The 13,582-nt window shown below is 58.2% G+C and carries 14 protein-coding genes; 9 read left to right on the forward strand and 5 right to left on the reverse strand.

Going from position 1 to position 13,582, the window contains the following annotated elements; all coding sequences use genetic code 11:
* Positions 1-88 precede the first annotated feature (88 nt).
* Positions 89-1,393, forward strand: a complete 1,305-nt coding sequence (locus tag NXF97_RS05475; RefSeq protein WP_274955395.1) for a tryptophan--tRNA ligase — start codon at positions 89-91, stop codon at positions 1,391-1,393.
* Between the two features lie 58 nt (positions 1,394-1,451).
* On the opposite strand, the gene NXF97_RS05480 is transcribed toward NXF97_RS05475, so the two are convergent.
* Positions 1,452-1,850, reverse strand: a complete 399-nt coding sequence (locus NXF97_RS05480; RefSeq protein WP_204207012.1) for an RNA-binding S4 domain-containing protein — start codon at positions 1,848-1,850, stop codon at positions 1,452-1,454.
* Between the two features lie 175 nt (positions 1,851-2,025).
* Here NXF97_RS05480 and aroD point away from each other — a divergent pair, with 175 nt between their 5' ends.
* From aroD to NXF97_RS05505, 5 genes are all read left to right on the forward strand, one after another.
* Positions 2,026-2,808: a type I 3-dehydroquinate dehydratase gene (aroD, locus tag NXF97_RS05485; protein ID WP_274955396.1), complete on the forward strand. Its 783-nt coding sequence runs from the start codon at positions 2,026-2,028 to the stop codon at positions 2,806-2,808.
* A gap of 202 nt (positions 2,809-3,010) precedes the next feature.
* Positions 3,011-4,291 (forward strand): nickel-dependent lactate racemase, encoded by a 1,281-nt coding sequence (gene larA, locus NXF97_RS05490; protein ID WP_274955397.1) that lies wholly within the window; start codon positions 3,011-3,013, stop codon positions 4,289-4,291.
* Positions 4,292-4,429: 138 nt separating this feature from the next.
* Complete coding sequence (gene larB, locus NXF97_RS05495) at positions 4,430-5,110, forward strand: nickel pincer cofactor biosynthesis protein LarB (RefSeq protein ID WP_274955398.1); 681 nt, start codon at positions 4,430-4,432, stop codon at positions 5,108-5,110.
* A gap of 25 nt (positions 5,111-5,135) precedes the next feature.
* Positions 5,136-5,888: a nickel insertion protein gene (gene larC / locus NXF97_RS05500; protein ID WP_274955399.1), complete on the forward strand. Its 753-nt coding sequence runs from the start codon at positions 5,136-5,138 to the stop codon at positions 5,886-5,888.
* Positions 5,885-6,715: a hypothetical protein gene (locus NXF97_RS05505; RefSeq protein WP_274955400.1), complete on the forward strand. Its 831-nt coding sequence runs from the start codon at positions 5,885-5,887 to the stop codon at positions 6,713-6,715. The genes larC and NXF97_RS05505 overlap by 4 nt, the downstream gene beginning before the upstream one ends.
* A gap of 177 nt (positions 6,716-6,892) precedes the next feature.
* On the opposite strand, the gene NXF97_RS05510 is transcribed toward NXF97_RS05505, so the two are convergent.
* Positions 6,893-8,275 carry a phosphomannomutase/phosphoglucomutase gene (locus tag NXF97_RS05510; RefSeq protein WP_274955401.1) on the reverse strand — a complete coding sequence of 461 codons (1,383 nt, stop codon included), beginning with the start codon at positions 8,273-8,275 and terminating at the stop codon, positions 6,893-6,895.
* A 481-nt stretch (positions 8,276-8,756) separates the two neighbouring features.
* Here NXF97_RS05510 and aspS point away from each other — a divergent pair, with 481 nt between their 5' ends.
* The 3 genes from aspS to NXF97_RS05525 all read left to right on the forward strand — a co-directional run bounded on the left by aspS (position 8,757) and on the right by NXF97_RS05525 (position 12,079).
* Complete coding sequence (gene aspS / locus NXF97_RS05515; protein ID WP_022372699.1) at positions 8,757-10,559, forward strand: aspartate--tRNA ligase; 1,803 nt, start codon at positions 8,757-8,759, stop codon at positions 10,557-10,559.
* Positions 10,560-10,661: 102 nt separating this feature from the next.
* Complete coding sequence (locus tag NXF97_RS05520) at positions 10,662-11,570, forward strand: radical SAM protein (protein ID WP_274955402.1); 909 nt, start codon at positions 10,662-10,664, stop codon at positions 11,568-11,570.
* A 131-nt stretch (positions 11,571-11,701) separates the two neighbouring features.
* The gene (locus tag NXF97_RS05525) at positions 11,702-12,079 is read left to right on the forward strand and encodes a helix-turn-helix domain-containing protein (protein WP_022372701.1); all 378 of its coding nucleotides are present in this window, start codon (positions 11,702-11,704) and stop codon (positions 12,077-12,079) included.
* Between the two features lie 6 nt (positions 12,080-12,085).
* On the opposite strand, the gene NXF97_RS05530 is transcribed toward NXF97_RS05525, so the two are convergent.
* From NXF97_RS05530 to NXF97_RS05540, 3 genes are all read right to left on the reverse strand, one after another.
* Positions 12,086-12,463 carry a hypothetical protein gene (locus NXF97_RS05530; RefSeq protein WP_274955403.1) on the reverse strand — a complete coding sequence of 126 codons (378 nt, stop codon included), beginning with the start codon at positions 12,461-12,463 and terminating at the stop codon, positions 12,086-12,088.
* 45 nt (positions 12,464-12,508) lie between these two features.
* Positions 12,509-12,913: a hypothetical protein gene (locus NXF97_RS05535; protein ID WP_274955404.1), complete on the reverse strand. Its 405-nt coding sequence runs from the start codon at positions 12,911-12,913 to the stop codon at positions 12,509-12,511.
* Positions 12,914-13,037: 124 nt separating this feature from the next.
* Complete coding sequence (locus NXF97_RS05540; protein WP_274955405.1) at positions 13,038-13,562, reverse strand: HMA2 domain-containing protein; 525 nt, start codon at positions 13,560-13,562, stop codon at positions 13,038-13,040.
* Positions 13,563-13,582 lie beyond the last annotated feature (20 nt).

A 13,582-nucleotide genomic window follows, 5' to 3' on the forward strand; every position in this document is an offset into this window, starting at 1 on the left:
GCGGCCGGCAAACAACCGTGCAGGCCGCGAAAACTTTGCTAGAGTGTTTCCTTTCCGTTTTATCTTCACAAAGAAAGGTTCGGGATATATGACCATCCGCGTCTTAACCGGCATCAACACGACCGGTACGCTTCATCTCGGCAACTACTGCGGCGCCATCCGCCCCTGTATCCGCGCTTCTCACACCGAGGGCGTTGAGAGCTTTTTCTTTATGGCGGACCTCCACGCACTCATCAAGTGCCAGGATCCCTCCCGTATCGAAACAAGCCGCATGCAGATTGCGGCAAGCTGGCTTGCCGCGGGTCTTGATCCCGAAAAGGTCACCTTCTACCGCCAGAGCGATATCCCGGAAATTCCGCTTTTAAACTGGATGTTTAACTGCGTCTGCCCCAAGGGTCTCATGAACCGCGCGCACGCCTATAAGGCCGTGGTGGAGGCTAATGGCGCCCAGCAGGAAGACCCGGACGTCGGTGTCTCGATGGGCCTTTTCTGCTATCCCGTTTTAATGGCCGCAGACATCCTGATGTTTAACGCCAACCGCGTCCCCGTCGGCAAAGACCAGATTCAGCACCTGGAGATGGCGCGCGATATCGCCACACGCTTTAACAACCTCTATGGGCTCGGGCACGACTTCTTTGTGATGCCGTTTGAGCAGGTTGAAAAAGACATTCCGGTTCTGCCCGGTCTTGACGGCCGCAAGATGAGTAAGAGCTACAACAACGTGATCCCGCTTTTTGAAGGCGGCGAAAAAGCGTTGCGTGAAGCGTTAAGCCGTGTTGTCACCGACAGCAAGATGCCCGGAGAACCCAAGGACCCGGCAGGCACGGCGCTTACCCAAATCTATGACGCTTTTGCCGACGCCGGTGAGCGCGAAGTCTTCCGCAACCTTCTTACCTCCGGCATGGGCTGGGGCGACGCGAAAAATTACGTTGCCGACCGCATTGAGTCTGAAATCGGCCCGATGCGCGAGAAGTACGCCTACTACACAAGCCACCCCGATATCCTCGAGGAGATCCTGCAGGCGGGGGCTGCGAAGGCCCGCAGGATTTCAACGCCCTTTATGGAAAACTTACGGGAAGCCGTGGGTCTCAGACGCTTTCATGCCGTTAAACCGGTGGAAAAGAAGGCGGCTGCCAAAAAGGCGCAGCTCCCGGTCTTTAAGCAGTACCGTGAAAAGGACGGGAAGTTCTACTTTAAGCTCACTGCAGCTGACGGGACGCTTCTTGTCACCTCCGCCGCGATTGACGACGGCAAGAGCGCCGGGATGGCAATCGGGGCCCTCAAAAAGGGCGACCTCTCGGTGCTTGAAACGGCGTCTTACGCAGAAGGCGCAACGGTTGACGCGGTGAAGACGGCGCTTGCGCAGCTCAAAGCCGCGGCTGAAGAAAAGTAAGCCTCACAGACGCTCACAAAAATCCCGGCTGCGTGCCGGGATTTTGTTGTCCGCAGGTTTAGCCCCAGCTTGCCTTTACGCGCCGGATCAGACGCGCATCGCGCTTGGTGGGACGGCCCTTGGCGATGGTGGACGCCGGTTCCATCGCAATCTTTCGCATTTCGCTAACCCGCAGGCGTTTTTCTTTGGACTCATCCGTCTCGCGGTACAGGGTCTGTGCCACCGGCGCAGGCCCCCGCACAGCCGAAATCTTTTCCACAAAGATGTCGAACCGCTCGTCCCCTCTTTCCACCGTCAGACGGTCACCGGGTTTGACTTCCCGGGAGGGTTTCAAGCGCTGGTCATTGAGCCTGACGCGCCCGAGCTCCACGGCTTCCTGCGCAATCGACCGTGTTTTAAAAAAGCGCGCCGCCCAAAGCCATTTGTCGATACGAATACTTTCCAACTCTGCTGCCATGCCGCACGTTCCGTTCAAAAACCGTTTCAGAACGCGATACTAAGGCAAAACGCGGGCAGCGTCCTTCCGGCACTGATCTGCAAAAAACTCAGCCCGTCTTTCCGGTATTACCGCGGACCGTTACCGGCAACCCGCTACAATGCCTCACATCCTTTTTTCGGAAACACTTTCACTCATGAGCGACTCTACATTTACTCCGTATCCGGTCAAACCCGCCGTCATCGGCGACGTTACCGTGGGAAACGGGCCGGTGCGAACCCTTGCGAGTCTGACCTCATCGACTGAAAGCGGGTTACTTGAAGAGCAGCACACCCTCGGGGAACTGCCCGTCGACATTCTCGAGTGGCGGCTCGATCATTTCGAGCAGATCACCAAGCAGTCGCTTATTTCGGCGGCGATGTCCCTGAGAGCGCACGCCAATAAGCCGATTCTGGGGACCCTGCGCACGATAAACGAAGGCGGCGCCTGCGAGATTTCGGACGAAAACTACCGGGATCTTGCGGTCTTTTTTGCGGGCACCAAGTTTTTGGACGCCATGGACTACGAAATCCGCCGCGGGGAAGCCCAGGCTGCCGCTAAGGCTGCGCACGACGCGGGCATGCCCGTCATCATGAGTTTTCACAACTTTGAAAAAACGCCCCCTGCGAAAGAAATCCGTGAGCTTTTTGCCGAGATGGCGGCCGCGGGCGCGGATATCCTCAAAATCGCCGTGATACCCAAAAAGCCCGAAGACGTGCTTCTTTTAATGCAGGAGATACTTGCCGCGCGCAAAAAGCACGGGCTCCCCATCATTTCGATCGCCATGGGCCCGATGGGGGCGGTTACCCGCGCCGCAGGGCGCCTTTTCGGCGCCGACGCAACGTTTGTCGCGGGGACCGAGGCCTCCGCGCCCGGTCAGCTAAGCGCCGAAGAGTCCACCAAGCTCCTCCCGCTTTTTGATCCTTTTACTGCCGCCTGACGTTTCTGCCTTTTGCAAAGCACCCTCAACGCCTCTGCCCTGCATCAGGCAGCAGGCGTTTTTTCTGAGCGCCGCCAGCGCGTCTCCCTATAATTTCCGCCGCAGCCGGTATGCGTGATTTTGCGTAACGCGCCGGACAAAAAACACAAAGGAGCCCGTCCGAAACCAACCGGGCCCTTAAACCAATCGAGAGGGAGTTTTCATGACCGTCAAGACCTTTGACTTCGCCTACGGCCACGGCCGCAAGCAGTTTTCCATTGATGACGCGCACATTCTCAAAGAAGTGCGCACCGAAGAATTCCCGCCGATGACCGACGTCAAGCAGGGCATCCTTGACGCGATCTACCACCCGATCGGCTGTAAGCCCATCAACGAAATCATCAAGCCCGGGGATACCGTCGCCTTTATCTGCAACGACCCCACCCGCGTTGCCAACAGCTTTGACTTCATGCCGGTTTTGGTCAACGAATTGAATAAGCTGGGTGTCAAAGACGAAGACATGCACATCGTCTTTTCGCTCGGCACCCACCGCGACATGACGCACGAAGAAATGGTCGAAGCCGTGGGCAAGGACGTTTCCTCGCGCCTCAAGATGTACAACAGCACCTGCACCAAGCAGGAAGACTTCGAGTACTTCGGCACCACCTCGCGCGGCACCCCGGTGTGGCTTAACAAACACATCTGCCACGTCGATCACGTGATCCTCACCGGCACCATCGTGCACCACTACTTCTCCGGTTACGGCGGCGGCAGAAAGGCCATTCTCCCCGGGTGCGCCGCGATGGAAACGGTACGCGTCAATCACAGCTTTATGCTCGACAAGCACGCAGGCCTCGGGCTTACCACCGGCAACCCCTGCTACGAAGACCAGATGGAAGGCGTGGCGCTTTTCGCCAGGGGCCGCTCGCTCTTTCTCTTTAACGCGATTCTCAACGCCAAGCACCAGTTCCTTAGAATGTTCGCGGGCAACTACATCGCCGCGCACAAGGAAGCCTGCAAGTTTGTGGACGAGGTTTACGGCTGCGTCATCCCGAAGGAAGCCGACCTCGTTATCGCAAGCTGCGGCGGCTACCCCAAGGACATCAACGTTTACCAGATGCAAAAGACGATGGATAACGCGGCTTGCGCCGTGCGCGAAGGCGGCGTTGTGATTCTTCTTGCCGAATGCGAGGAAGGCTCCGGGTCCAAGGTTCTTGAAGAAACCTTTAAGAGGCTCAAGACTCCCTGCGCCATCAAGGCCGAGCTCGAAAAGGACTTCAGAATCGGCGCCAACAAGGCCTTTGCCGTGACGCGTCCGATTTCCAAAGCACGCTTCATCCTTGTGACGGCTCTGGATAAGACCCTTGCCAAAGACATGCTCTTTACGGCGGCCGTGGATACCGTGGAAGAGGCGCTCGCGCTTGCCAAGCAGTACGTGGGCGAGACGCCGAGCATCATTTTGATGCCTGAAGGGAGCCTCACCGTCCCGCGCGTTGCGAAATAATCAGACACATTCCGGGACGCGCCTGTCCGTTTGTCCCGGTATTGTCTCCAATACGGGCAAAAAGCCCATGGCGCACTGACTGCGAGGCCGGTGCGCCTTAAAGTATCAGGCAATCCTGTTTTTTCGCATTTTTCATCCATGACTTCCGGCGCTCCCTGCATCCGTTTTGACATTGACCGCGACACGCGCATCGGCATTGCCGAAGCGGTTTTCTGCGAAGGCAAACCCGAAAGGGCGCTCGTGACGCTGCTGACGCGTTTCAGTGACCCCGAGGAAAAGCCGATTCTTTTTACGCGGCTCTCAGAATCCGTCTTTGAGCGCCTCCCCGTTGCGGACACGGTGCGCGAAGCCTGCAATTACGACCCCTTATCGCGTACCGCCTGGTTTAAAACGATGCCCGCGAAAAACCCCGGGCTCAAAGCCGCGGTGGTGTCCGCGGGGACCGCTGACGGGTTTGTTGCGCGAGAAGTCACGCGAAGCCTCACCTACATGGGCTGGAAGTCAGAGCGCTTTGAAGACTGCGGTGTCGCGGGGCTCTGGCGCATTACGGAAGCGCTTCCTGCAATCAACGCGTGCGACGCGGTGGTCGTCATTGCCGGGCTTGATGCGGCCCTTGCGAGTGTTCTCGGGGGACTCACCGATAAGCCGATTTTTGCGGTGCCCACATCCGTCGGTTACGGCGTGGCGCAAGGCGGAATGACTGCGATGTCGAGCATGCTCGCCTCCTGCGCGCCGGGCGTTGCGGTCATGAACATTGATAACGGCTACGGGGCTGCTTGTGCGGTAAGCCGCGTCTTCAGGGCGCTGACGAAGTCTTAATGCAACCTTTCCAGTAGCTTTCAAAATGTCGCTTCTTTTAAACCATCCGGTTCTCACCGTCCGCATTCACGCGGGGCTTAACGCGGCTTCCGTACTCGCGGGGCTTGCCGGTCTCATGCGCAGTCCCTTTTTTTCACTCACTGAACTTGCCCGGGAGAAGTTTCCTGCGCTCACGTCCGACGTTGAACTTGTCGATTCGCACGTGAACGGCATCGCGGGCGTCACCTGCCGCATCGCCTGCCCCGCGCCCGCCGGGCACGTGCACCGGTCGGTTGCCGACATCGCGCGCATGATGGATGAAAGTACGCTCTCAGCTGCCGCCCGCGAAAAGGCCGATGCCGTCTGGCAGGTGCTCGCCAAAGCCGAAGCGTCGGTACACGGCGCCAGCCCCGACAAAGTGCACTTTCACGAAGTCGGCCGCACCGCAAACGTCGTGGCCATCGGTCTTATCGCCGAACTTTTTACAACGCTTAATCCCGAAGGCTTTTTCGCAAGCGCCGTGCCGCTCGGCGACGGGTCCGTTAACTGCGCTCACGGCGCTGTCCCCAACCCCGCTCCCGCGCTTTTTGCGATGCTCGACAATGTCGCCGTCAGGGGCTTTTCCGGTATCGGCGAAGCCGTGACGCCCACGGGCCTGGCGGTACTTCTAGGCCTCGGAGCCACGTTCGGAGCGTGGCCCGAGATGACCGTCAAGCGCCACGTCACGGCCTATGCCCCAGACAAGGTTTTTGCTTATTGTGCCAACGGCCTTTTGTTTGCTCTGGGTGAAAAAGCGTGACGGATACTCTGATTCCGCAGGCCCTTCAGGACGCCGTAGCCGATGCCGCGGGCGCGGACCATACGGTCTCGATTGCCTACTCCGGCGGGCTTGACAGCCGGTTTCTTGCGTTTGTGAGCAAGTTCCTCGGCTACCGCGTGCGGCTTTTACACGTCGCAGGGCCGCACATGGCACCCTCAGAGACCGCACAGGCGGTTGCTGACGCCCGCGCCATGGGGATTGAACCGGAACTGATCATGGCCAATCCCCTGGGGATCACAGACCTTGCCAGCGCCGGCAAAAACCGCTGCTACGTCTGTAAGCACCATGTCTTTACGGAGCTTCTCGCCCGCACCACCGACAAAAAGCTCTGCGACGGCACCAACAAGGACGACCTCAGCGTCTACCGTCCCGGGCGAAAGGCCTTGGCGGAGCTCGGGATTTATTCGCCTCTGGCCGAAGCCGGGTTCGGGAAAAAGGAAATCCGTGCAACGGCAGCAAAACTCGAGATGCCCCGGCCCGATCAGGCCGCGCGCCCCTGTCTTCTGACGCGCTTTCCTTACGGCGTGATGCCCGATGAGGCGACGCTCAAACTCACGGCTGCCGCCGAAGACTGGCTCGAGGCGCAGCCCGAATGCGCACATCTGAGATTTCGCCTCAGGTTTCCCGATCCCGCACGGCCTTACCACGCAGAACTCCATGTGGAGGAAAAAAGCCTCGAAGGGCTTTCAAAAGCAACGGTGGACGCGGTGGCTGAGCGCCTCAAAGCCCGTTTTGCTCCGGACCTTAACGATCTCACGGTGCGGGTGATGGTGAAGCTCTCGGGGTTTTACGACCGGGCCAACTGACCATCGACCATAGTCGACAATAAGCACGAACTGCGTCATATCATCGAATACAATCGATGATATGACGCAACCTGCCTGAACTCTGCCGCCGTGCCTTTCTCCGCGCTTTGGGCCCAAAATTAAGCGCCGGCTGCTTTATAACAACCGGCGCACGGATAATTCTTAAAGGCGCTTCCGTCAGAACGGGAGTTTGAGCTCCGGATCAACGCTTAAAAGGAAATCACCGAAACGCTTTTTGATGCGCTCAAGGGCCTCAGGTGTTTCGCCTTCCACTCTGAGCACCACAACAGGCGTGGTGTTGGAAGAGCGCGCAAGCGCAAAGCCGTCCTTAAATTCCACGCGCACACCGTCAATCAGAATCACGTCTTCGGCGTCATCAAACTTGGCGGCCTTCTGCAGTTTTTCGATAAAGGCTTTGTTCGCGCCTTCTGCCATCGGAATCTGCAGTTCGGGGGTGTTGACCGCAGTCGGCAGAGCTTCCAGAACAGCAGACGCGTTTTCCGCGCGGCTCACGATCTCAAGCAAGCGCGCACCCGCGTAGATGCCGTCATCAAATCCGGGCCAGCGGCCGTCGTTAAAGAAAAGGTGCCCGCTCATTTCACCGGCAAAGGGAGCGCCGGTTTCGCGCAGTTTTGCCTTCACAAGGGAATGCCCCGTGCAACTGATGACGGGTTTGCCGCCTCTATCCTTAATCCAGGGCACAAGGCAGCGCGTGCACTTCACGTCATAAATAATCGAAGCACCCGGATGCGACTTCAGAATATCTTCGGCAAAAAGCATCATCTGGCGGTCCGGGAAAATGATTTCACCGGACTTTGTCACAACACCCAGGCGGTCGGCGTCGCCGTCAAACGCAAGCCCCAGTTCCGCGTCGCCCTCTTTGACGGTACGGATCAGGTCCTGGAGGTTTGCCGGTTTACTCGGATCGGGATGGTGATGCGGGAAGTTGCCGTCCACATCGAAAAAGAGCTCCGTCATGCGGCAGCCGAGTTCGGAAAAGACGCGCCGCACCACGGGGCCGGCGACACCGTTACCGCAGTCAAAGGCAACCTTCATGGGGCGCGCGAGCTTTACGTCCGAGGTGATTTTCTTCACGTAGGCGTCAATGACGCTCACGCGTTCAATCGCGGCGGGCGTCTCGGCGGGCTTATAACGGTTTTCGCAGATCGCGCGGTAAATGTCCTGGATGCCTTCGCCAAAGAGGGTTTTGCCCCCGAGCATCATCTTGAGACCGTTATATTCCGGGGGATTGTGGGAGCCCGTGACCGCCACACCCGAGCCGTTTTTAAAGTAGTGTGCGGCAAAGTACAAAACCGGCGTCGGAACGCGGCCGATATCAATCACTTTCGTGCCCGCGGCGGCAATGCCCTTCATGAGGCTCTCAGAGAGTTCGGGCCCCGAAACGCGGCCGTCCCGGCCCACGCAAAGGGAGTCAATACCCGCATCGCGTGCCATCGACCCCAACACCAGCCCCACGGCATAGGTGACTTCAGGAGTGAGTGTCTTACCGACAATGCCGCGGATATCGTAGGCTTTGAAAATGCTCTTTTCGGGCGTCATAGTATTTACTACCATCATTAAAAATACGGCAAGAGCCGCTTCGTTACACGCAAAGCGGCTCAAGTCTTTCGGAGTTTGAGGAAATTACGCGGCCCCACTGACGGGCGGGCTCTCCTTTGACAGACGCTATCGTAAACGAAGGCGGTGCCGAAAACCGCACCTCTCGGTAAAAACACGTTGCCGGGAAGCGCTTTTCTTACAAATTGCCGACATTTTCTGAACCGGCGTTCAGGCGACGCCGACCCCTGCCGATTCTGAGCAGTTCTGCTCACTTCGGTTGCCGACTTGTTACAAGCCTTGAAAAAAAGGCGGATTTACAAGGCAAAACCTTTTTAAGTCGAAATCCGCGCGTTAAACTCTCAGCTTTATTGGAAAAGAAGGGAAAAACCGGCCCGCTGGCCTTTTTCCCCGACTGTGATAAACGGCCGCGCTGTGTCAGCACACAGTGCAGCCCAAAAGAAGAAAGACCGGAGTACCTTTTATGCGTACCGTTTACAGTGGCTTGGTTGATGAAAAGTTCATCGGCCAGACCGTTACCCTCTACGGGTGGGCTCACCGCCGCCGTGACCACGGCGGTGTGATCTTTATCGACCTGCGTGACCGCGAAGGTCTCGTGCAGGTTGTCTGCGATCCGGATCGTCCGGAAGTCTTTGCCACCGCCGACAAGGTCCGCAATGAATACTGCCTGAAGGTGGTCGGTCTTGTGCGTGCCCGTCCGGAAGGCACGAAGAACGATGCCCTGATTTCGGGCGGCGTGGAAGTGCTCTGCCACGACCTTGAAATTCTCAATCCCTCGCTGCCGCCTCCGTTCCAGCTCGACGACGACACTGTGAGCGAATCCGCGCGTCTTACCTACCGCGTGCTCGATCTGCGCCGTCCGCAGATGCAGAAAAACCTGAAGCTGCGCTTTAAGGTGACGCAGGCCGTGCGCCACTTCTTGGATGACCACGGCTTTATCGACGTTGAAACGCCGGTTCTCACGAAGTCCACCCCCGAAGGCGCCCGTGACTACCTCGTTCCTTCCCGCGTTCAGGACGGTATGTTCTACGCGCTGCCGCAGTCTCCGCAGCTCTTTAAGCAGATGCTGATGATCGCGGGCTTTGACCGCTACTATCAGATCGTCAAGTGCTTCCGCGACGAAGACCTGCGTGCCGACCGCCAGCCCGAATTCACCCAGATCGATATTGAAACGTCATTCCTGGAAGAAATCGAAATCCGCGAGATGATGGAAAACCTCATCCGCTCGGTCTTTAAGAAGTGCCTCGATGTGGATCTCGTCGCTCCCGAAGCGCGCTTCCCCATCATGCCCTACGACGAGGCCATGGCGCGCTTCGGGTCCGATAAGCCCGATCTGCGCGTGAAGCTCGAACTCGTTGAAGTGACCGACATCGTCGCCAACAGCGAATTCAAGGTCTTCTCCTCGGTGAAGAACCTGCATAACGGCAAGGTTGTGGCCCTTAAGGTCCCCAACGCCTGCACGATGCCGCGCTCTGAAATCGACGGCTACACGGAATTTGTGAAGATCTACGGCGCCAAGGGGCTTGCCTACATTAAGGTGAACGACCGCGACGGCGGCCGCGAAGGCCTGCAGAGCCCGATCGTCAAGAACCTCTCCGACGAAATCCTTGAAAAGCTCCTCGAAGTCACAGGCGCCAAGACCGGCGACATCATCTTCTTCGGTGCGGATAAGGCGAAGATCGTCTACGACAGCTTGGGTGCCCTGCGTCTGAAGATCGGCCACAGCGAATTCGGCAAGAAGAACGGCCTCTTTGAAGCCGGCTGGAAGCCCCTGTGGATCGTTGACTTCCCGATGTTTGAGTACTCCGAAGAGGAAGGCCGCTGGATGAGCTGCCACCACCCCTTCACGATGCCGCACGACTGCGACGTCGACAAGCTCGAATCGGATCCGGAACACTGCCACGCCAAGGCCTACGATATGGTCTTAAACGGCTGGGAAATCGGCGGCGGCTCCGTCCGTATTCACGATGCCGGTGTGCAGAGTAAGGTGTTCTCGGCTCTGAAGATCGGTCCGGAAGAAGCCCGCCTGAAGTTCGGGTTCCTGCTGGATGCCCTGCAGTACGGTGCGCCTCCTCACGGCGGTATCGCCTTCGGGCTTGACCGTATCGTCACGATGATGACGGGTGCTCCGTCCATCCGCGACGTGATCGCCTTCCCGAAGACGCAGCGCGCTCAGTGCCTGCTCACCGGTGCTCCGAGCCCGGTTGATGAAAAGCAGCTGCGCGAACTGCACATCCGTCTGCGCAACGAACACAAGAACGACTAAGGTTCGCTGCAGCTGACGTTAAGTGCCGGCAGCTTTTCAAAGTTGCCGGCGCAGTCAAACCCCGGTTTCACGGCCGGGGTTTTCTTTATCCCGACCAACATCATGTCCCGCTGCAATCTCTGTCCCCGGCGCTGTAATGCCGACCGCTCCAGTCCCGTTGAAATCAAGCGCAGCATCTGCCGCGGCACCGACACCGTGGAAATTGCGCTGGTGAGTCTGCACGCCTGGGAAGAGCCCGTGATCAGCGGCAAAACCGGTGCGGGCACCGTCTTTTTCTCGCACTGCAATCTCAAATGCTGCTTCTGCCAGAACCACGAGATCAGCGCCGAAGGCCGCGGCTGGCCCGTGACGGTTAAGCGTCTGACCGACATCTTTCTTGAGCAGCAGGAACGCGGAGCAACCTGCCTGGAACTCGTCACCCCGGGGCACTACACCGAAGAAATCATCACGGCGCTCACCAACGCCAAAGCCCGGGGCCTTACGATTCCCGTTGCGTATAACTCAAACGCTTATGAGCTCCCTGAGACCTTAAGGCGGCTCACGGGCCTTGTTGACATCTTTATGCCGGATCTCAAGTACTTTGACTCCCGGCTCGGGGAAAAGTATTCGGGGGTGCCGCACTACTTTGAGTATGCCTCAAAGGCGATTGAAACAATGTTTGAGATGGTCGGGCCCGTTGTGATCGGAAACGACGGCCTCATGAAAAAGGGGCTCATTATCCGGCACCTGGTATTGCCCAGTCACTGGCGGGACAGCTGCGCGTGCCTGACATGGATTCATGAGCACTTCGGCGACGATGTGACGGTTTCCGTGATGAACCAGTACATGCCGATTTTTAAAGCGAGCCGGCATCCCGAAATCAACCGTAAGCTCACAACGCTTGAGTACCAGAAGGTGCTGCGGCACGCAGAAAGCCTCGGCATGACCAAGGTCTACATGCAGGTAGGCGTCACCAGCGAAGCCAAATTCATTCCGCACTTTAACGGCGAGCACGTGGCCGCGGGCTCTTAAGAGGCGCCTGCCCGGTGCAACACTTCCTTTCGGATTGCCGGCGTTTTTGACGCGTTTAATACGCGCTCTGCCGCTATACTGCCGTCATACAAGGAGACAAACGACCGAAACGGCAGGACACAAGAAGTATCATGGCTCTGACCACGACCAAGCAGCGCAAAGAGATCGGCGGGCGGTTGCGTACCGAGCGCGAGCGACTCAACTACACCGCGCAGCAGATCGCTCAGTTAATCGGCGTGACGCCGGAAATTTACGTCACGTATGAACTCGGGGAAGCCGACCCCGGGATTTTCTGCATGCCCAGACTCTCGGCCTGCGGCTTTGACGTGCAGTTTGTCATCACGGGCGAACGCATTAAGCCCGTGCAGGAAGAAAACGAGCTCTTACGGCGCTTTCGTGAGTTGTCTCTGAAAGGCAGAAGTTCCATCTTTATGACGCTTGACGCCTTAGAGCGCCTCGCTCCCAACATCCGTAAAACGCTTAGGGATAAGTGGAAAAGCGGAGATTGAGCTCCACTACGCATCCGCACGCGACAGACTGCCGAAGCGCTTCTCCCACCCGGCCGTTTCCGGGTACTTCCGGCAAAACGCCGCAGCAGCACGCGTTAATTTTGCCGTGTCACACGGCCGCGGATCGAGACATACCCCGGCAAACATGACCTTTTTGTTGTAGGAATCCCCCAGGGCGAGATCCGCGCCGAAAAGACAAGAAGCACTTCCGCCACGCGGCCGACCAAAGCGGGATTCGGCCGCAAAATCTTCTGCGAGAAGCCTCGTTTTACCGGCGCCATGTCGGCCTGTGACGGCGAGCATCTGCGATGTCACCCGGCGCGCAGCGGTCCCAAGCCACCCGCGCAGGCTCAGCAACTCCTCTTCGCGCCCGAGAAACTCCATCAGGTATTGCCTTTGATGTACTTTGTATTTAAAAAGTATGACTTTTTAGGTACCGTCATCTTGGGCTGCTGGCTTGCGCGCCTTACCGGCCGCCTTCACGGCGGGCTTATCCTGCTCCCCGGCCTCCTGCCTCTCAGGAGCCGCATCGGCTTCAGACATGCCGGCAGCAGCCCGGACGCCGTCAGCTGCGGTCTTCACAATCGCCTGCATGGCCGCCAGGATCTCCTTCACCTTTTCAAAACCCGCATCAATGCGGTCGGTGACAAGTTTCAAAATCGCGCGCACATCCTGGGGACTCACCGCGTAGGCCGTTAGAAAAGCGATGAGGCACACGGCAACAAGACCGGCCACGACCGCCACGGCAAAACTTAAAACGGCACCGGCGGTGAGCGCCGCCACCGCGAGCACAATGATTTTGATAAGGCGCGTGCCCCAGTTTCCTTCGCTCATGTTGTCCTCATAACCCGAAAATTTTCATGAAGAAATTGTCCCGCATTTTTCCGCAAAACAAAAGGCTCCGCGGAGGAAACCGAAAAATCGGTTCCGCCGGCGGAGCCTTATCAGGCGCGCGCTCTCAGAGTGCCTTGCGGCGCTGCAGTGAGTGCGAGAGGATAAAGGCCACAAAGACCCAGCCCAGTGCCGCGTGCAGGCCCTTATAGAGGTAGGCGGTGCCGACCGTAGCCGCACAGAGCCCGAGCATCAGGCGGTTCTGCACAACACGCGGGGCATTTCTTGTCCCTTTATGTTTGGGCGCAATGACGGCCGCGAGGCCGTCAAGGGCACCGGCGGCCGCCGAGCGCGCCGTATCCACCAGGCCGCAGGAGGTCTCTTCCTTCACGTCGTCAACTTCCGGGATAAAGGCCTGCCAGAAGGCGAGGTACCCCATGAGGTCATCGGTTGTAAGGCGCTTGGCGTCCCAGGTGAGAACGAGGCTTCCGACACGGGGGTTGATCGTGCAGCCCGTGATGCCTTCAGCGGCCGTCACAGTCTCAACCACCGTTGCAACCATCTCGCCATCGAGCCCCTTTAAACCGGGATGACGCAGTCTCAGCCGCCCCGGCACAAAGGAGCGGATGTATTGTTTGTAGTCTTCATTCATGGTGTTTTCTCCTTTGCCGG

Source organism: Duodenibacillus massiliensis (assembly GCF_928721995.1).
Lineage (GTDB): Bacteria > Pseudomonadota > Gammaproteobacteria > Burkholderiales > Burkholderiaceae_F > Duodenibacillus > Duodenibacillus massiliensis.

Coding starts and splice junctions, on each gene's coding strand:
- NXF97_RS05475 (WP_274955395.1), top strand. CDS start 89: ATGACCATCCGCGTCTTAACCGGCATCAACACGACCGGTACGCTTCAT.
- NXF97_RS05480 (WP_204207012.1), bottom strand. CDS start 1,850: ATGGCAGCAGAGTTGGAAAGTATTCGTATCGACAAATGGCTTTGGGCG.
- aroD (WP_274955396.1), top strand. CDS start 2,026: ATGAGCGACTCTACATTTACTCCGTATCCGGTCAAACCCGCCGTCATC.
- larA (WP_274955397.1), top strand. CDS start 3,011: ATGACCGTCAAGACCTTTGACTTCGCCTACGGCCACGGCCGCAAGCAG.
- larB (WP_274955398.1), top strand. CDS start 4,430: ATGACTTCCGGCGCTCCCTGCATCCGTTTTGACATTGACCGCGACACG.
- larC (WP_274955399.1), top strand. CDS start 5,136: ATGTCGCTTCTTTTAAACCATCCGGTTCTCACCGTCCGCATTCACGCG.
- NXF97_RS05510 (WP_274955401.1), bottom strand. CDS start 8,275: ATGACGCCCGAAAAGAGCATTTTCAAAGCCTACGATATCCGCGGCATT.
- aspS (WP_022372699.1), top strand. CDS start 8,757: ATGCGTACCGTTTACAGTGGCTTGGTTGATGAAAAGTTCATCGGCCAG.
- NXF97_RS05520 (WP_274955402.1), top strand. CDS start 10,662: ATGTCCCGCTGCAATCTCTGTCCCCGGCGCTGTAATGCCGACCGCTCC.
- NXF97_RS05525 (WP_022372701.1), top strand. CDS start 11,702: ATGGCTCTGACCACGACCAAGCAGCGCAAAGAGATCGGCGGGCGGTTG.
- NXF97_RS05530 (WP_274955403.1), bottom strand. CDS start 12,463: ATGGAGTTTCTCGGGCGCGAAGAGGAGTTGCTGAGCCTGCGCGGGTGG.
- NXF97_RS05535 (WP_274955404.1), bottom strand. CDS start 12,913: ATGAGCGAAGGAAACTGGGGCACGCGCCTTATCAAAATCATTGTGCTC.
- NXF97_RS05540 (WP_274955405.1), bottom strand. CDS start 13,562: ATGAATGAAGACTACAAACAATACATCCGCTCCTTTGTGCCGGGGCGG.